Below are 17129 nucleotides of genomic sequence, written 5' to 3'. Positions count from 1 at the left end.
GACGACACTCTGCGGATAATGGGGAAACCGCTGAAAAGTTCCATATCGTTCGAGAGCTTCACGATTTATTCGTTATTGCAGTGCCCGCAAATGTTCGCGGTGCGAAGACGCACCCACCCGACGATCTTCAGGTCTTCGTTAACGGGTGGTGATTGAAGAAGGCAGCCGGTTCGGATGGCGGTGCCGAGGCCGCCTTCCGGGCTCGGACGGCGCAGACCTCGGGTCGCAGCGTCAGCCTGTCCAGGCACCGAGGTAGCGCGCCGTGGCCGAGCCCGGGTCGTCCGCCGCCATGATGCCGCCCATCACCGCGATGCCGGCCGCACCGGCGCCGCGGCAGCCGGCGACGTGCGCGGGCGCGATGCCTCCCAGGGCGATCACCGGCAGGCCGGAGCCCGACGCCGCCCGGATCGCGTCGACGCCCAGCGCCGGGCCGTAGCCCGGCTTGCTGGCGGTGAGAAAAATCGGGCTCAGGGTCGCGTAATCGGCTCCGGCGGCGGCGGCCCGCCCGATGTCCGACGCGCCATGGGCGGAGACGCCGACGAGGCCGTCGGGCATGGCCCTGCACGCCGCCGCGATCGCGTCCTGCGTCGCGTCGCCGGTCAGATGGACGCCATCGGCCCCGATCGCCACCGCCGCTGCGGCCTCGCCGCCCAGGGTGAAGGTTCCACCGAAGGCCCGCACTCGGGTCATCACCGCGACGGCCAGCCGGCGCCGCTCGCCGGACGCCATGTCCTTCTCGCGGAACCACAGCCAGCGCGCGCCGCCCTCCAGGGCCGCCTCGACGGTGGCGAGGAGGCGCGCTCCTGCCAGCGCGAGGTCGGAGGGAGAGCGGATCGGCCCCCGGTCCGTCACCACGAGCAGCGGCGACGGCAGCGGCTTCATTCCCGGTGCCTCACGAGCCGACCAGCCCGAGTTGCGGGCTCGACGGCTCGGCCCGGCCGCGGCGCGGGATCCGGCCGGCGCAATGGGCGTCGCGCCCGGCCTCGACGGCCCGGCGCATGGCCCGCGCCATCCGCACGGGATCGTCGGCCTTGGCGACCGCCGTGTTGAGGAGGCAGCCGGCGGCGCCGAGTTCCATGGCGATGACCGCGTCCGAGGCGGTGCCGATACCGGCATCGACGATGACGGGCACGCCGGCACGGCGGCAGATGAGTTCGAGGTTGGCCGGGTTGGCGATGCCCATGCCCGACCCGATCAGCGAACCCATCGGCATCACCGCGGCGCAGCCGATGTCCTCGAGCCGCTGGCACAGCACCGGGTCGTCGTTGCAATAGGGCAGGACGGTGAAGCCGTCGTCGACGAGGTGGCGGCAGGCGGCGAGCAGTTCCGCGACGTCCGGGTAGAGGGTCTCGCGGTCGCCGATGACCTCGACCTTGATCCAGGTGGTGTCGAGGGCCTCGCGGGCCAGTTCGGCGGTGAGGATCGCGTCGCGCGCCGTCTCGCAGCCGGCGGTGTTGGGCAGGAAGCGGTAGCCCGCCAGGCGCCGCACCGTGTCGGACCCATGCCCCTCGAGCGAGACCCGCCGGATCGAGGCGGTCACCACCTCGGCGCCGGAGGCCTCGACGGCCTGGGTCATGATGGTCTGGGTCGGATAGCCGGCGGTGCCGATGAACAGCCGCGAGGCGAGGCTCACGCCGGCGATCACCAGGGCGTCGTCGGTGTTTATCGATGCGCTCATGGGTTCATCCTCCCTGCATGGCCCGCACGATCTCGACGCGGTCGCCGTCGCCCAGCGGTGTGCGCGCCCACTCGCGGCGGGGCACGACCCGCCCGTTGAGCGCGATGGCCACCCCCTGTACGCTCTCGATGCCGGCCTCCTCGGCCTCGATCCGGAACAGGGCCTCGAGGTCGGACGCCGCGTGGTCCCGGGGGGTGCCGTTGACCGTGATGGTCATGCCGGAACCCTCATGCCCGGTCGGGGCGCCGCCTCGAAGCGCCCGAGGCCGAACCCGCGGGCGAAGTCCGGGACCGCACCGGTGTCGACGAGGGCCGTCACCGCGTCGGCGGTGGCCGGGGTCAGGAGGTAGCCGTTGCGGTGGTGCCCGGTGGCGACCACGAGGCCGGGCGCCAGGCGGTCGACGATGGGGGCGTCGTCGTCCGAGGTCGGGCGGTAGCCGCTCCAGACCGCGCCGATCTCCATCTCTTCGATCCCCGGCAGGACGCGGCGGGCGCCTTCGAGCAGGGCATAGAGGCCGCCGGCGGTGAGGCCGGCGCGAAAGCCGCAATCCTCCACGGTGGCGCCGACGATGAGGTCGCCGTCGCCCTTGGGCGCCATGTGGACCTGTTCGGTCCAGACCATGTGGGTGAGGGTGCCGGTGCGCGCCGTGGTCTTCACCGCCAGCGCCTGACCCTTGATCGGCCGTACCGGCAGCGCGAGCTCCGGCGGCAGCAGGCCGCGTTCGCCGCTCCAGGCGCCCGAGGCGAGGACCACCGTCCCGGCGGCGATGCGCCCCTGCGCGGTGACGACGCCGCGGACCTGTCCCCCGGCCCAGTCGAGGCTTTGGGCCGGGCAGGGCGCCACCAGGGCGACGCCGGCGGCCCGGCAGGCGCGGATCAGCGCGGCCATCACCTTGCGCGGATCGACCTGGTGGTCGTCCTCGCACAGGATCCCGGCGGTGACGGCGGGGCGCAGCATCGGCTCGCGCTCGCGCACCTCCAGGCCGGAGAGCCAGCGCGCCCGGATGCCGGAGCGTGTCTGCAGGTCGTGGCGGAAACGCAGGCGCTCGACCTCGTCGCGGCCGATGGCGAGAACGAGGGTGCCTTGCGTGCGGTAGTCGATGTCGAGCCCGGACGCCGCCTCCAGGTCGTCGCGAAACGCCGGCCAGCGCGCGAGGCTGTCGAGGGCGAGCGGCAGCAGCGGATCGGACCCGGGCTCGTGCTCGGCGGCGGGCGCCAGCATGCCGGTGGCGGCCAGGCTCGCGCCGGCGCCGACCTCGGATCGCTCCAGCACCGTCACGGACCTCCCCGCGTCGGCGAGCCGCCAGGCGATGGACAGGCCGACGACGCCGGCCCCGACCACGATGACGTCGGTGCTCTGCGGTAGGCCGACGCCCGGCCAGGATTCCCCGGTCGGTCTGCGTGATCCGATGATGGTCGCCAGGTCCGCCACAACTCTCTCCGCATCGACCGGCGGAGACTGGTGTCCTGTCGCTCGCATATCGGCGAGCGAGCCGGGCCGTTGTCACGGGGCCCGCGGTCCAATCCCTACGCCGGTATGAGCCGGTTCAGGTTCAAAGGATTTCCGCGCCGCCCGTCCGTGAAGGACGGGCTCATCGGTGTCTCAGCCCCTTGTCGGGGATCTCCCTGGAACGACCCTGATGTGGTCCCGCCGCACGTCGCGGTCAATCCCCTCGGGCCGAAAGCGGCCGGGCCGGGCGATAGACCGCCATCGGTTCGGGAAATCCGTCCAGGGCATGCAGACCGAGGGGTTCCGGGTCGCCCCAGAGGAAGTCGACGAAGGGCTTCGACATCAGGAGGGGCTCTCCGAGCAGCCGGTTGAGCTTGGCCAGCCGGCTGGCGAGGTTCACGTCGCGACCGATCACCGTGAAGTCGAGCCGGGCGCCCGAGCCGACGTTGCCATAGGCCGCCTCGCCGTGGTGCAGGGCGATGCCGGCCGCCACCGGCATGGCGAATCGGCCGAGGCCGTTGGCCTCGTCGAGGGCCGACAGGGCGCTCTGGGCCGCCATGAGGGCGCCCTTGGCCGCACTGCCGAGGTCGTCGCCGGGCTCGCGGAAGATCGCCAGAAGGCCGTCGCCGAGGTACTTCAGGACTTCGCCGCCCTCCCGCTCGATGGCCGGGACGAGGCAATCGAAAAAGATGTTGAGGAGCGTCACCGCCTCCTCGGGCGTCATGTCGGCGGAGATGCGGGTGTAGTCGCGCATGTCGGCGAACAGGATCGCGGAGCGGATGCGGCGCACCTGGCCCCGGCGGATGTCCCCGGCGAGGATGGCGGTATGAGGCTCGTCGCCGACGTAGATGCGCAGCACCTGGTCGAGGGTCTTGTTGACGATCCGCATCTCCATCACCGCCGCCAGGGTCGGCATGACGAAGCGCAGGATCGCGATGTCCTCGTCGCGAAACCCCTCCGGCGCACGGGTGGCGAAGGTGATGCCGTTGCGGGTGCCGTTGGTGAAGAACAGCGGCGCGACGATGTAGTGGGTGTAGCCGTCCGCCTTCAGTTCGGGGAGGACGGCGTAGCGGTCCTCGGGCGTTTCGGCGAGGTCGAGGACGAGCCATTCGCCGGTCTCGTGGACCGTCAGGAACGGGCTCTCGCGATAGGCCTTGTCGGAGGCCTCGCCGTGCGGGAACAGCCGCACCGACGGGCCGTCCTTGCGGGTCCAGTAGCGGCCGATCCCGGAATACTCCGAATGCAGGGTATCGATCGCGGTGGTGGCCCGGTCGATGGGCACGTCGAGGTCGATCAGCCGCTCGGACAGCCCCGCCAGGAGGTCGTCGGCCTTGGGCAGGCGCGCGCCTTCGTTCAGCAGCCAGTCACGCAGGGCGACGCATGCCTGCAGCGCCCCGAAGGGAACGTCGTTGGCCTCGGACCCGTCCGCATCGGCGGTCGGCGGCGGCGGTTGGGGCGGGCCACGATCGAGCATACGGCCTAGGTGGTTGTCGCCCCCCGGCGAGGCAACCGGGAAATCGGCGTTTCCCGTGGCGGGAAAACCTTGTGCGTCCGGCCTACCGCCCCGACGGGCCGTAGGGGGGGCGCGGGATCGCGCGATGGGCGGCGCGCAGGGCCGCCGACCAGCGCTCGCGCAGGTCGTGGAAATAGCTCTCGCCGGCCTCGATCCGGTAGTTTACCTCGGTGTCGAGGGAGCCCGAGCGCGAGACCGCGATGTCGATGGGCAACCCCACCCCGAGGTTGGAGCGCATGGTCGAATCCATCGAGACCAGGCCGACCTTGAGGGCGTCGTAGAGGTCGGTCTCGTATTTCACGGCCCGGTCGAGGATCGGCTTGCCGTACTTGTGCTCGCCCACCTGCAGGAACGGCGCGTCGCGGCTGCACTCGATGAAGTTGCCGGCCGAGTAGATCATGAACAACCGCATCGGCTCTGCGCCGATCTGGCCGCCGAACAGGAAGGACACGTCCATCCGCAGGTTGGCCGATTCGAACCCCTCGCGCTCGATCGCCCGCACCCGGCGGATCGCCCGCCCCACGAGCTGGGCCGCCTTGAACATGGTCGGCTGCTGCAGGATGGTCTGGGGCGCCTCGCTCTCCTTGTCGTCGACGCCCTCGGCGAGCATGCTCAGCACCGACTGGGTGATGGAGAGGTTGCCGGCCGAGGCCAGCATCATCACGCGCTCGCCCGGCACGTTGAAGTGGTGGAGCTTGCGATAGGTCGAGATGTTGTCGAGCCCCGCGTTGGTGCGGGTATCGGCGATCATCACGAGCCCGTCCTCGACGAGGAGCCCGACGCAGTAGGTCACGGTCCGGTTTTCCCCTCAAACGCTCCGGCGCGATACCGGAATCAGGACTGGACGGAAGCCTGTGCCTGCTCGACGCGCAAGGTCACGGCGAGCGTTTCCGTCCCGCCACCCATGCGGCTGCCGCGGATCGGGGCCGCGCCCAGGTAATCGAGACCGATCGCGACGCGGATGTGCGCCTCGGTTGTGGCGATGCCGTTGGCCGGGTCGAACCCGACCCAGCCGAGATCCGGCACCAGGGCCTCGACCCAGCCGTGGCCGGCCTCCTGGTCGACGACGCCGTCGCCCCGGTGGAAGTATCCCGAGACGTAGCGGGCCGGGATCTCCAGGAACCGGGCCGCGGCGATGAAGATGTGGGCATGGTCCTGGCAGACGCCCTTGCCGGCTTCGAACGACCGGGCCGCGGTGGTGCTGGCACTGGCCGGTCCCGGCGTATAGGCGACGGTCTCGTTCACGGCCGCCATCAGGCGATGGAGCTGCGACAGGGGCGTCGGATCGCCGTCGGCGGCCACGGTCCTGGCGAAGGCCTGGATCTCGGGGTTGGCCATCGCGAGATCCGAGTCGCGCAGGTAGAACACGTCGGGCAGGCGCTCGATCGTGCCGCGGACGATGCCGTGCATCTCGTTGGTGTCGACCTCGCCGGTGACCCGGATGGTGAGGGCATCGGCGGGATCGTCGGCCGTGAACCAGTGGACGATGTTGCCGAAGCCGTCCTCGCGCTCGCTGATGCGGCCATCCACCGACGGCTCGATGCGCCAGCGGCGCACGTACTGCCCGTCGTGGTCGCGCGGCCGCAGCCGGAGCACCTGGATCAGTCCGCGGGCCGGCTGCTCATAGGTGTACTGGGTCTCGTGGAAGACGCGGATGCGCATGCGGGAACCTTGGTCGCGCGGGCTTCAGGCCTCGACCCTACACCAGATATTGCTCGATGACCGCCGCGCCGAGGCGATTGTTCTCGGCGATGAAGGCCGTGACGAACTCGTGCAGGCCGGAATTGAACACCCGCTCGATGTTCTCGCCTTCGAGCCGGGCGAGGGTGTTGCTGGCCAGGCGCTGGCTGGCCCCGCGCCGGCCGTAGGCGTCGGCGACGAGGTCGAGGTGCTCCACGAGCATGCCGTAGCAATTGGCGAGGGATCGCGGCATCTGCCGGTTGAGGATCAGGAGGTCGGCCACCAGCAGCGGCTTGACGCTCTCGCGGTAGACCCAATGGTAGGCGTTGAAGGCCGAGACCTCGCGCAGGATCGTGGTCCACTGGAAGTAGTCGAGGCTGCCGCCGACCCGCTCGGTGTCGGGCAGGAGGATGCGGTACTTCACGTCGAGGATGCGGGCGGTGTTGTCGGCGCGCTCGATGGCGGTGCCCAGGCGCGTGAACCAATAGGCGTCGTTGCGCAGCATGGTCCGATAGGCCGAGCCGTCGAAGGCCAGCGAGACACCCTTCACCCAGTCGAGGAAGTGCGAGAACTCCTCGCGGTTGAGGTCGCGGCCTTCGTAGTTGCGCAGCTCGAGCCAGGCGCCGTTGATCGCGTCCCACATCTCGGAGGTCAGCGCGGTGCGGACGCTGCGGGCGTTCTCGCGGGCGGTCTCGATGCAGGAGCGGATCGAGGACGGGTTGTGCGGACTGAAGGCCAGGAAGTTGCAGACCGTGGCCTCGTTCACCCCGCCGTAGAGCGGCTTGAACACCTCCGGGTCGCCGGCCGAGGCCAGCGCCGAGGCCCACTCGTTGGTCTCGCCGCCGCCGTAGCTCGAGGGCAGGGCGGCGAGGCGATGCGCGGCGTCCAGGATGCGGGCGACGAACTCCGCCCGCTCGACGTAGCGCGAGAGCCAATACAGGTTATCGGCGGTCCGGGAGAGCATGGGTGTCCTGAAGCGGGCCGGCGCGGAGGGTGGCCGGAGTCTGGAGTGGACTGCCTCGCCGGGAGGCAGCCGATGGCGTCGTGTGCGCCCGTGGGGCGGTGTCGGTCAGGCGTCGAGCACCCAGGTATCCTTGGTGCCGCCGCCCTGGCTGGAGTTGACCACGAGGGAGCCCTCCTTGAGCGCGACGCGGGTGAGGCCGCCCGGCACGATGCGGATCTCGTCGGCGCCGCATAGCACGAAGGGGCGCAGGTCGACGTGGCGGGGGGCGACGCCGGAGGCCACGAAGGTCGGGCAGGTCGACAGCGCCAGGGTCGGCTGGGCGATGAAGCCGTCCGGCGCGTGCCGCAGCTTCTTTCCGAAATCCTCGATCTCGCGCTTGGTGGCATGGGGGCCGACCAGCATGCCGTAGCCGCCCGAGCCGTTGACCTCCTTCACCACCAGTTCGGCGAGGTTGTCCATGACGTAGGCGAAGGCCTCCTTCTCGCGGCAGCGATAGGTCGGCACGTTGTGCAGGATCGGTTCCTCGCCGGTGAAGAATTTGATGATGTCCGGCATGTAGCTGTAGACCGCCTTGTCGTCGGCGATGCCGGTGCCGACCGCGTTGGCCAGCGTCACGGTCCCGCGCTCGTAGGCGTTCATCAGGCCGGGCACGCCCAACACCGAATCGGGGCGGAACACCAGCGGGTCGAGGAAGTCGTCGTCGAGGCGGCGGTAGATCACGTCGACCCGGCGCGGCCCCTCGGTGGTGCGCATGTAGACGACGTCGTCCTTGGTGAAGAGGTCGGAGGCCTCCACGAGGTCGACGCCGAGCTTGTCGGCCAGGAACGAGTGTTCGTAGAAGGCCGAATTGTAGCGCCCCGGGGTGAGCAGCACCACGGTGGGGTCGCGGGTCGCGGTCGATGGCGCGAGGCTGTTCAGGGTCGCGAGCAGGGCGTCGGGATAGTTCTCCACCGGCGCCACGCGATGGCGCGAGAACAGCTCCGGGAAGAGGCGCAGCATCACCTCGCGGTTCTCGAGCATGTATGAGACGCCGGACGGGGTACGGGCGTTGTCCTCAAGCACGAAGAAGTCGTTCTCTCCGGTCCGCACGATGTCGATGCCGGCGATCTGGACGTAGAGGTCGTGCGGAACCGAGAAGGCGCGCATCTCCATCCGGTAGTGCGGGTTGCGGTAGACGAGGTCAGCAGGGATGATGCCGGCCTTGATGCATTCCTGGGCGCTGTAGATGTCCTTCAGGAAGGCGTTCATGGCGGTGACGCGCTGCTTGAGACCGCGCTCCAGGAAGCCCCACTCCGGCTTAGTGATCACCCGCGGGATGATGTCGAACGGGATCAGCCGCTCGGTGGATTCGTTGGCGCCGTAGACCGCGAAGGTGATGCCGATGCGCCGGAACAGCAGTTCGGCCTGGCTGCGGCGGGTGTTGAAATGCTCCGGCGGCGTCGTCTCGAGCCAGGACTTGAGGCTGCCATAGGCTTCGCGCACCGCCGCTGGGCTCATGCCGTCCACGGCAAAGCCGTTCATCTCGTCGTACGCGTTGAGCGCCATTCGCGCCTCCCCTTGATCGCCCGCTTCGTCGCAAGAGGCGCGCCATCCGAGGGCGGCGGCCGGTGCGCGACGCCGCCGGCGAAGGGCCGGCGGTACGGTTGGTTTCATCCTAGCCGAGCGCCCGCCGGGCGCCACCACAACCTGTCCCGCCGAGGATGAACCCGGGCCGGGCCGCCGCGTTCCGGCGACCCGGCCGGGGCCACGGGATTGTCAGATCAGCTTGAGACCCTTGAAGCTGGCATGGCCATCTCGCCCGAGGATGACGTGGTCGTGGACGACGATGCCGAGGGGATCGAGCACGGCGACGATCTCGCGGGTCATGCGGATGTCGGCCGCCGACGGCGTCGGATCGCCGGAGGGATGGTTGTGGGCGAGGATGATGGCGGTGGCGGAGAGCTCCAGCGCCCGGCGCGCCACTTCGCGGGGATAGACCGGGGTGTGGTCGACGGTGCCGCGACCCTGGACCTCGTCGGCGATGAGATGGTTGCGCCTGTCGAGGAAGAGCACGCGGAACTGCTCGCGGGGCGCGAAGGCCATGGTCGCCCGGCAGTATTCGATCAGGGCGGCCCACGACGACAGCAGCGGCCGGGCCGCGATTGCCCCGCGCGCGAGACGATGGCCCGCCGCCTCGATGAGCTTGAGGTCGGCCACGACGCCGGCGCTGACGCCCTCGATCTCGGACAGCCGCGCCGGTTCGGCGCTCACCACCTCGGCGAAGCTGCCGAAACGCCGGATCAGCGCCTTGGCCAGCGGCTTCACGTCCCGCCGCGGAATGGCGCGAAAAAGGGCGAGCTCCAGGAGTTCGTAATCGGGCAGCGCATCCGCCCCGGCCTGCGCGAAGCGGGCGCGCAGGCGTTCGCGGTGGCCGAGGTAATGCTGCGGGTCCTCGGCAGCGGGGGCATCGCGGCCGGAGGGCAGGCCGGGCTTCATCGCCACCCGCCTCAGGCGCCGATGTCGACCGGCTTGTGCATCCCCGTGGGCGACAGGGTGAAGATCTCGGCCCCGGTCTCAGTCACACCGATCGTGTGCTCGAACTGGGCCGACAGCGACCTGTCCCGCGTCACGGCCGTCCAGCCGTCGGAGAGGATCTTCACCGCGGGCCGTCCGAGGTTGATCATCGGCTCGATGGTGAAGAACTGTCCCGGCCGCAGGGTCACGTCGTAGCTCGGCTCGACGTAATGGAGGATGGTCGGCGCGTCGTGGTAGCTGCGGCCGAGGCCGTGGCCGCAGAAATCGCGCACCACCGAGCAGCGTTCGGCCTCCGCGAAGGTCTGGATCGCCCGGCCGATGTCGCTGGTGGTGCCGCCCGGCTTGATCGCCGCGATGCCGCGCATGAGCGATTCGTAGGTGATCTCGACGAGGCGCGCGGCCTTGCGCGGCACCTCGCCGACGTAGGCCATCCGGCTCGAATCGCCGTGCCAGCCGTCGAGGATCAGGCAGATGTCGAGGTTGACGATGTCGCCCTCGCGCAGGGGCTTGTCGTTGGGGATGCCGTGACACACCACGTGGTTGATCGAGGTGCAGATCGACTTCGGATAGCCGCGGTAGAGCAGCGAGGCCGGGTAGGCGCCGTGGTCCATCGCGAAGGTGTAGGCCAGCCGGTCGAGGGCCTCCGTGGTCACCCCTGGCACCGTCGCCTCCATCAGGAGGTCGAGGGCCTCGGCCGTGAGCCGGCCCGCGCGGCGCATGCCGGCAAAGCCGTCGGGACCGTAGATCGGCGGTTCGGGTACGCGCCGGCCGGTCTCGGCCTTCGCTTGATCCTGCTGCATCATGGATGTTCGAACGTCTTCAAGGGCGGCGGCACGTCAGGACCGCACTGTAGGATGCGCCGATCCCGGCGCCAACCCGCCTGCGGGCTAGGATTGACCGATCCGAGCGGGTAGAGCGGTGGCGACCGGGGCTCCGCGAGCGGACCCTCGCACGGGCAGGACACACGGGCAGGACGGCGCGATGGCTGACGCAGGCAGACCGCATTTCCACAACGACCCCGGCGTGGCGGTCGTCCATGTCGGCGTGCACGAATTCATGTGCATCGGCGCCAAGCCGCCCTTCGACCATCCGCACGTCTTCCTCGACATGGGCGCGGACCACGAGATCATCTGCCAGTACTGCTCGACGCTGTACCGGTTCCGTGCCGGCCTCAAGGCCGACCAGGCCGATCCCGCCGCCTGCGTCTGGGACGACAAAGCGACCGCGGCCCTCGGCTAGGGACCGCGATCTCCCCCGTGACCGCCCGTACCATCGCCATCGTCGGAGCCGGCATCGGCGGCCTCACCGCGGCCCTCGCCCTCGACGCCGAAGGCCATTCGGTGACGCTGATCGAGCGGCGCACCGGGTTCAGCGAGGTCGGGGCCGGCCTGCAGCTGTCGCCCAACGCCAGCCGCGTGCTCGCCGACCTCGGCCTGTCCGCCGCCCTGCGCCGGGCCGCCGACCTGCCGCCGCAGGTGACGGTGCGCGACCTGGCGAGCGCCCGCACGCTCGGCGGCGTCCTGCTCGGGGCCTCGCTGAAGGAGCGGTTCGGTGCACCCTACTACGTCATCCACCGGGCCGACCTGCAGACGCTGCTCCTCGATGCGGTGCGCAGCCGCGCCGGCATCCGGTTGATGGTGGGGCGCGAGGTCACCGCCATCGCCGAGACCGACACCAGCGTCACCCTCACCCTGGAGAGCGGGCACGGAAGCCGCACCGATACGTTCGAGGCCGATCTCGCCATCGGCGCCGACGGGGTACGCTCGCGCCTGCGCCAGCACCTCGACGCCAGGCCCCTGCAGGCCTGCGGCCAAGCGGCCTGGCGCGCGCTCGTTCCGCGCGAGGCCGCCCCGGAGGAGTTCCAGTCCGACGAAACGGGCCTATGGCTCGGCCGCGGCCACCACGTGGTGCATTATCCGATCGGGCGCGGCCAGCAGATCAACATCGTTGCGGTGATCCCCGAGAAGCTCGGCAGCGAAGGCTGGGGGCGACTCGGCGAACCCGCGGTCCTGCGTGCCCGGCTGCACGGGGCCGCCCCGCCCCTGGCCGCACTGCTCGCCATCCCCGATTCCTGGCTCGTCTGGTCCCTCGTCGACCGACCGGCGGCAAGGCCCCTGGCGAGGGGCCGCATCGCGCTCCTGGGCGACGCGGCCCATCCGATCCTGCCGTTCCTGGCCCAGGGCGCCGCCCTCGCCATCGAGGACGCCGCGGTCATCGCCCGCACGCTCCGCCAGGCCGAGGTCCCGGCCGCCCTCGATGCATACGCCCGCGAGCGCGGCGCCAGGGTCCGCAGAGTGCGCGATGCCGCCCGTGGCAACGGCCGAACTTATCATGCCGGCGGCCTCACGCGGCTCGCCCGAAACGCCGTGATGAGCCGCATGACCCCGGCGCGCCTCACGGAACGCTATGCCTGGCTCTACGGATGGACGCCCGACGGCCGGCCGTGACGCACCGCCGATGTCGACGCCGATCGCCTTTCCGGATCGGCCGAAAGTAAAGCGGCCGCGATGCCGGTCATCGTCCGATAACCTCGCTCTGCCAGTGTCCGCGGTCACACTTCGCGGTTGACGCGCGGCGAATCCCCCTCTAACAGACCCTCACTGAACGGCTGGCCGTAGGCGGTAGCCGATCGAAGTGCTTTCTCAAAAGCCCTGATCCAGACCGCCTAAACGCGACCGACATTCAAACGACGAACACGTGTCAGCTTGGCATGATCGCGGATCGGTATCCGTGATCCTCTGCTTGCAACGGCGCGCCAAAGGCTGATCGCAGCCTGGGGCGCGGTTTTGCGTTTCGCCGCATCCCTGCGGCAGACGGCACGAGATGGAAGATTCGACGGTCGCCACGAGGCGATGCGTTGCGAGAGGATTGGCATGCCGACGATCAACCAGCTGATCGCCCAGCCGCGCAAGGCGCAGAAGGCCCGTAACAAGGTTCCGGCCCTCGACGCCTGCCCGCAGAAGCGTGGCGTCTGCACCCGCGTCTACACGACGACCCCGAAGAAGCCGAACTCCGCGCTCCGTAAGGTCGCTAAGGTTCGTCTGACCAACGGCTTCGAGGTCATCGGCTACATCCCGGGCGAAGGACATAACCTTCAGGAGCACTCCGTGGTGATGATCCGCGGCGGCCGCGTGAAGGATCTTCCCGGTGTGCGCTATCACATCCTGCGCGGCGTGCTCGACACGCAGGGCGTCAAGGGCCGCAAGCAGCGCCGTTCGAAGTACGGCGCCAAGCGTCCCAAGTAAGACTTTCGCGCACCCCGTAAGGATGTCGCCGGCCCTGAAGGCTGAGGCGGCCTGCGCGGGGTGGTTCCAAGACCTTAGACCGACACGGAGCGAGCGATGTCCCGCCGCCATTCTGCCGAAAAGCGCGAAATCATCCCGGACGCCAAGTACGGCGACATCGTCCTGACCAAGTTCATGAATTCGATCATGTACGAGGGCAAGAAGTCGATCGCCGAAGGCATCGTGTACGGCGCGTTCGACATCGTCGAGAACCGCTCCCGCACGAACCCGATCGAGGTGTTCCGGGCCGCCCTCGAGAACGTCGCTCCGGCGATCGAAGTGCGTTCGCGCCGCGTCGGTGGCGCCACCTACCAGGTGCCCGTCGAAGTCCGGACTGAGCGCCGTCAGGCGCTGGCCATCCGTTGGCTGATCCAGGCCGCCCGTTCGCGCAACGATCGCACCATGGTCGAGCGCCTGTCGGCCGAACTCCTCGATGCCGCCAACAACCGTGGCAACGCGGTCAAGAAGCGGGAAGACACCCACCGGATGGCGGAAGCCAACCGCGCCTTCTCGCACTACCGCTGGTAAGCGGCCCCGGACCCTTTCAGGAGCAATCCGATGCCCCGCACGCACGCGATCGAGGACTACCGCAACTTCGGTATCATGGCGCACATCGACGCCGGCAAGACCACGACCACCGAGCGGATCCTCTACTACACCGGCAAGTCCCATAAGATCGGCGAAGTCCACGACGGCGCCGCGACCATGGACTGGATGACGCAGGAGCAGGAGCGTGGCATCACGATCACCTCCGCCGCGACCACCTGCTTCTGGCGCGACAAGCGCCTGAACATCATCGACACCCCCGGCCACGTCGACTTCACCATCGAAGTCGAGCGCAGCTTGCGCGTGCTCGATGGCGCGGTCTGCGTGCTCGACGGCAACCAGGGCGTCGAGCCCCAGACCGAGACCGTCTGGCGCCAGGCCGACAAGTACGATGTGCCGCGTGTCGTGTTCGTCAACAAGATGGACAAGGTCGGCGCCGACTTCTTCAAGTGCGTCGCCGACATCATCGACCGCGTCGCCGGCAAGCCGGTGTGCCTGCAACTGCCGATCGGTTCGGAGACGAGCTTCAAGGGCGTCATCGACCTCATCAAGATGAAGGCGATCGTCTGGACCTCCGAGAAGCTCGGCGCGGATTTCGCGGAGGCCGAAATCCCGGCCGACCTCGTCGATCAGGCTGCGGAATACCGCATCAAGCTCGTCGAGGCCTGCGTCGAGATGGATGACGACGCCATGTCGGCCTACCTCGACGGTGTCGAGCCGGACGCCGAGACGATGCATCGCCTGGTCCGCACCGCCGTGCAGCGCCGCGCGTTCCATCCCGTGCTGTGCGGCTCGGCCTTCAAGAACAAGGGCGTCCAGCCGCTGCTCGACGCGGTCGTCGAGTACCTTCCGTCTCCCGCCGACCGCGGCGAGATCAAGGGCCTCGACTTCAAGACCGAGGAAGAGATCGTCCGGCATCCGTCCGACAGCGATCCCTTCTCCATGCTCGCCTTCAAGATCATGGACGATCCCCACGTCGGAACGATCACGTTCTGCCGCGTCTACTCCGGCAAGATCGAGTCGGGCGCCAACGTCATCAACTCGTCGCGCGACAAGAAGGAGCGTGTCGGCCGCATGCTTCTCATGCACGCCAACAACCGCGAGGACGTCAAGGAAGCCTTCACGGGCGACATCGTGGCGCTCGCCGGCCTCAAGGACACCCGCACCGGTGACACCCTGTGCGATCCCCAGAAGGCCGTGATCCTCGAGAAGATGGAATTCCCCGAGCCGGTGATCGAGATCGCGGTCGAGCCGAAGTCGAAGGCCGATCAGGAGAAGCTCGGCATCGCCCTGGCCAAGCTCGCCGCCGAAGACCCGTCGTTCCGGGTCTCGACGGACCAGGAGTCGGGCCAGACCATCCTTCGCGGGATGGGCGAGCTCCACCTCGACATCAAGGTCGACATCCTGCGCCGCACCTACATGGTCGACGCCAACATCGGTGCGCCCCAGGTCGCCTACCGCGAGAAGCTGACCAAGCGGACCGAGATCGACTACACCCACAAGAAGCAGACCGGCGGTACAGGCCAGTTCGCGCGGGTGAAGTTCGTCGTCGAGCCGAACGAGCCGGGCAAGGGCTTCGAGTTCTCCTCGAAGATCATCGGCGGCACGGTGCCCAAGGAGTACATCCCGGGCGTCGAGAAGGGCCTGAATTCGGTCCTGGGTGCCGGCATCCTCGCCGGCTTCCCTGTGGTCGACATCAAAGTCGAGCTCGTCGACGGCGCCTACCACGATGTCGACTCCTCGGCGCTCGCCTTCGAGATCGCCTCCCGTGCGGCCCTGCGCGAGGCGCTCCAGAAGGGTGGCTCGGTGCTGCTCGAGCCGGTGATGAAGGTCGAGGTCGTCTCCCCGGAGGAGTACACCGGTTCGGTGATCGGCGATCTCAACTCCCGCCGTGGCCAGATCCAAGGCCAGGACATGCGCGGCAACGCGAACGTCATCAACGCGATGGTGCCGCTCGCCAACATGTTCGGCTACGTGAACCAGCTCCGCTCGTTCTCGCAGGGCAGAGCCAACTTCACGATGCAGTTCGACCATTACGAAGAGGTGCCGCGCGGCGAGGCCGAGAAGGTCGTCGCGAAGTACGCTTAAGGCTTCCCGCCTTTTCCGGACCGCTGCAGCATCACCCGAAACACCTGAGATAGACGGAGGCTACGATGGCCAAAGAGAAGTTTGCTCGCACGAAGCCGCACTGCAACATCGGCACGATCGGTCACGTGGACCACGGCAAGACGTCGCTGACGGCGGCGATCACGAAGGTCCTGGCCGAGTCGGGCGGGCGACGTTCACGGCCTACGACCAGATCGACAAGGCGNATGGCCAAAGAGAAGTTTGCTCGCACGAAGCCGCACTGCAACATCGGCACGATCGGTCACGTGGACCACGGCAAGACGTCGCTGACGGCGGCGATCACGAAGGTCCTGGCCGAGTCGGGCGGGGCGACGTTCACGGCCTACGACCAGATCGACAAGGCGCCCGAGGAGAAGGCGCGCGGTATCACGATCTCGACCGCCCACGTCGAGTACGAGACCGCTAACCGGCACTACGCCCACGTCGATTGCCCCGGCCACGCGGATTATGTGAAGAACATGATCACGGGTGCGGCGCAGATGGACGGCGCCATCCTGGTGGTGTCGGCGGCCGACGGCCCGATGCCCCAGACCCGCGAGCACATCCTGCTCGCCCGCCAGGTCGGCGTGCCCGCACTCGTGGTGTTCCTCAATAAGGTCGACCTCGTCGACGACGCCGAGCTCCTCGAGCTCGTGGAGATGGAGGTGCGCGAGCTCCTCTCGAAGTACGACTTCCCCGGCGACGACATCCCGATCACCAAGGGTTCGGCCAAGGTGGCGCTCGACAACGGCGACAAGGCCGTCGGACACGACGCCGTCATCGCGCTGATGAAGACGGTCGACGAGTACATCCCGCAGCCGGAGCGTCCGATCGACAAGCCGTTCCTGATGCCGATCGAGGACGTGTTCTCGATCTCGGGCCGCGGCACGGTGGTGACCGGTCGCGTCGAGCGCGGCATCGTCAAGGTCGGCGAGACCGTGGAGATCGTCGGGATCCGCGACACCCAGACCACCACGGTCACGGGCGTCGAGATGTTCCGCAAGCTGCTCGACCAGGGCCAGGCCGGCGACAACGTCGGCGTGCTCCTGCGCGGCACCAAGCGCGAGGACGTCGAGCGCGGCCAGGTCGTGTGCAAGCCGGGCTCGGTCAAGCCCCACACCAAGTTCAAGGCCGAGGCCTACATCCTGACCAAGGAGGAGGGCGGCCGCCACACGCCGTTCTTCACCAACTACCGTCCGCAGTTCTACTTCCGCACCACGGACGTGACCGGCGTGTGCGAGCTGCCCGAGGGCACCGAGATGGTGATGCCGGGTGACAGCGTGACCATGGACGTCACCCTGATCGTGCCGGTGGCCATGGAAGAGAAGCTGCGCTTCGCCATCCGCGAGGGCGGTCGCACCGTCGGCGCCGGCGTCGTCGCCGCCATCAACGACT

The 17129-nt window shown here is 68.9% G+C and carries 17 protein-coding genes and 1 riboswitch; of the genes, 6 read left to right on the top strand and 11 right to left on the bottom strand.

The window, feature by feature from the left end; genetic code table 11:
* Window positions 1-231: 231 nt before the first annotated feature.
* The 11 genes from ASG59_RS06505 to map all read right to left on the bottom strand — a co-directional run bounded on the left by ASG59_RS06505 (window position 232) and on the right by map (window position 10601).
* Entirely contained in the window at window positions 232-882 is a 651-nt protein-coding gene (locus ASG59_RS06505) for a thiamine phosphate synthase (RefSeq protein ID WP_056407619.1), read from the bottom strand.
* 10 nt (window positions 883-892) lie between these two features.
* A complete protein-coding gene (locus tag ASG59_RS06500; RefSeq protein ID WP_056407617.1) occupies window positions 893-1678 on the bottom strand; it encodes a thiazole synthase in 786 nt (261 codons plus the stop codon).
* A gap of 4 nt (window positions 1679-1682) precedes the next feature.
* Window positions 1683-1895, bottom strand: coding sequence for a sulfur carrier protein ThiS (gene thiS / locus ASG59_RS06495; protein ID WP_056407615.1), 213 nt, complete (start codon window positions 1893-1895; stop codon window positions 1683-1685).
* Window positions 1892-3088 carry a glycine oxidase ThiO gene (gene thiO, locus ASG59_RS06490; protein ID WP_244475666.1) on the bottom strand — a complete coding sequence of 399 codons (1197 nt, stop codon included), beginning with the start codon at window positions 3086-3088 and terminating at the stop codon, window positions 1892-1894. The genes thiS and thiO overlap by 4 nt, the downstream gene beginning before the upstream one ends.
* Window positions 3089-3183: 95 nt before the next feature.
* Window positions 3184-3314, bottom strand: a riboswitch (TPP riboswitch).
* Window positions 3315-3341: 27 nt separating this feature from the next.
* Entirely contained in the window at window positions 3342-4601 is a 1260-nt protein-coding gene (locus tag ASG59_RS06485; RefSeq protein ID WP_056407613.1) for an adenylate/guanylate cyclase domain-containing protein, read from the bottom strand.
* 82 nt (window positions 4602-4683) lie between these two features.
* Window positions 4684-5433 carry a hypothetical protein gene (locus tag ASG59_RS06480; protein WP_055885375.1) on the bottom strand — a complete coding sequence of 250 codons (750 nt, stop codon included), beginning with the start codon at window positions 5431-5433 and terminating at the stop codon, window positions 4684-4686.
* Window positions 5434-5474: 41 nt separating this feature from the next.
* Window positions 5475-6302 (bottom strand): transglutaminase family protein, encoded by an 828-nt coding sequence (locus ASG59_RS06475; protein ID WP_055885372.1) that lies wholly within the window; start codon window positions 6300-6302, stop codon window positions 5475-5477.
* Window positions 6303-6339: 37 nt separating this feature from the next.
* Window positions 6340-7284 carry an alpha-E domain-containing protein gene (locus ASG59_RS06470; protein ID WP_055885369.1) on the bottom strand — a complete coding sequence of 315 codons (945 nt, stop codon included), beginning with the start codon at window positions 7282-7284 and terminating at the stop codon, window positions 6340-6342.
* 105 nt (window positions 7285-7389) lie between these two features.
* Window positions 7390-8829: a circularly permuted type 2 ATP-grasp protein gene (locus tag ASG59_RS06465; protein ID WP_056283894.1), complete on the bottom strand. Its 1440-nt coding sequence runs from the start codon at window positions 8827-8829 to the stop codon at window positions 7390-7392.
* Between the two features lie 210 nt (window positions 8830-9039).
* Window positions 9040-9759, bottom strand: a complete 720-nt coding sequence (gene radC, locus ASG59_RS06460; RefSeq protein ID WP_056407612.1) for a DNA repair protein RadC — start codon at window positions 9757-9759, stop codon at window positions 9040-9042.
* An 11-nt stretch (window positions 9760-9770) separates the two neighbouring features.
* Complete coding sequence (gene map, locus ASG59_RS06455) at window positions 9771-10601, bottom strand: type I methionyl aminopeptidase (RefSeq protein WP_056407610.1); 831 nt, start codon at window positions 10599-10601, stop codon at window positions 9771-9773.
* A 178-nt stretch (window positions 10602-10779) separates the two neighbouring features.
* Here map and ASG59_RS06450 point away from each other — a divergent pair, with 178 nt between their 5' ends.
* From ASG59_RS06450 to tuf, 6 genes are all read left to right on the top strand, one after another.
* On the top strand, window positions 10780-11037 hold the full coding sequence (locus ASG59_RS06450) for a zinc-finger domain-containing protein (RefSeq protein ID WP_055885358.1): 258 nt from the start codon (window positions 10780-10782) through the stop codon (window positions 11035-11037).
* Window positions 11038-11054: 17 nt separating this feature from the next.
* A complete protein-coding gene (locus tag ASG59_RS06445) occupies window positions 11055-12245 on the top strand; it encodes an FAD-dependent monooxygenase (protein ID WP_056407608.1) in 1191 nt (396 codons plus the stop codon).
* Between the two features lie 426 nt (window positions 12246-12671).
* Window positions 12672-13043 carry a 30S ribosomal protein S12 gene (gene rpsL / locus ASG59_RS06440; RefSeq protein WP_055885344.1) on the top strand — a complete coding sequence of 124 codons (372 nt, stop codon included), beginning with the start codon at window positions 12672-12674 and terminating at the stop codon, window positions 13041-13043.
* Between the two features lie 96 nt (window positions 13044-13139).
* On the top strand, window positions 13140-13610 hold the full coding sequence (rpsG, locus tag ASG59_RS06435) for a 30S ribosomal protein S7 (protein ID WP_055885340.1): 471 nt from the start codon (window positions 13140-13142) through the stop codon (window positions 13608-13610).
* 30 nt (window positions 13611-13640) lie between these two features.
* The gene (gene fusA / locus ASG59_RS06430; RefSeq protein ID WP_055885336.1) at window positions 13641-15716 is read left to right on the top strand and encodes an elongation factor G; all 2076 of its coding nucleotides are present in this window, start codon (window positions 13641-13643) and stop codon (window positions 15714-15716) included.
* A 224-nt stretch (window positions 15717-15940) separates the two neighbouring features.
* A partial coding sequence (gene tuf, locus ASG59_RS06425) for an elongation factor Tu (RefSeq protein ID WP_055886325.1) occupies window positions 15941-17129 on the top strand: 1189 nt, incomplete at its 3' end.

Origin of the sequence: Methylobacterium sp. Leaf466, assembly GCF_001425565.1 — a bacterium.
Taxonomy (GTDB): Bacteria; Pseudomonadota; Alphaproteobacteria; order Rhizobiales; family Beijerinckiaceae; genus Methylobacterium.
Note: the sequence above shows the minus strand (reverse complement) of the source record. Positions and strands in the feature narration are given on the sequence as shown.

Bases quoted from the DNA above. Each gene is read 5' to 3' on its own strand.
- ASG59_RS06465 (WP_056283894.1), bottom strand. From the start codon at position 8,829: ATGGCGCTCAACGCGTACGACGAGATGAACGGCTTTGCCGTGGACGGC.
- fusA (WP_055885336.1), top strand. From the start codon at position 13,641: ATGCCCCGCACGCACGCGATCGAGGACTACCGCAACTTCGGTATCATG.
- map (WP_056407610.1), bottom strand. From the start codon at position 10,601: ATGATGCAGCAGGATCAAGCGAAGGCCGAGACCGGCCGGCGCGTACCC.
- ASG59_RS06475 (WP_055885372.1), bottom strand. From the start codon at position 6,302: ATGCGCATCCGCGTCTTCCACGAGACCCAGTACACCTATGAGCAGCCG.
- ASG59_RS06505 (WP_056407619.1), bottom strand. From the start codon at position 882: ATGAAGCCGCTGCCGTCGCCGCTGCTCGTGGTGACGGACCGGGGGCCG.
- rpsG (WP_055885340.1), top strand. From the start codon at position 13,140: ATGTCCCGCCGCCATTCTGCCGAAAAGCGCGAAATCATCCCGGACGCC.
- ASG59_RS06485 (WP_056407613.1), bottom strand. From the start codon at position 4,601: ATGCTCGATCGTGGCCCGCCCCAACCGCCGCCGCCGACCGCCGATGCG.
- ASG59_RS06450 (WP_055885358.1), top strand. From the start codon at position 10,780: ATGGCTGACGCAGGCAGACCGCATTTCCACAACGACCCCGGCGTGGCG.
- radC (WP_056407612.1), bottom strand. From the start codon at position 9,759: ATGAAGCCCGGCCTGCCCTCCGGCCGCGATGCCCCCGCTGCCGAGGAC.
- ASG59_RS06470 (WP_055885369.1), bottom strand. From the start codon at position 7,284: ATGCTCTCCCGGACCGCCGATAACCTGTATTGGCTCTCGCGCTACGTC.
- ASG59_RS06500 (WP_056407617.1), bottom strand. From the start codon at position 1,678: ATGAGCGCATCGATAAACACCGACGACGCCCTGGTGATCGCCGGCGTG.
- thiS (WP_056407615.1), bottom strand. From the start codon at position 1,895: ATGACCATCACGGTCAACGGCACCCCCCGGGACCACGCGGCGTCCGAC.
- rpsL (WP_055885344.1), top strand. From the start codon at position 12,672: ATGCCGACGATCAACCAGCTGATCGCCCAGCCGCGCAAGGCGCAGAAG.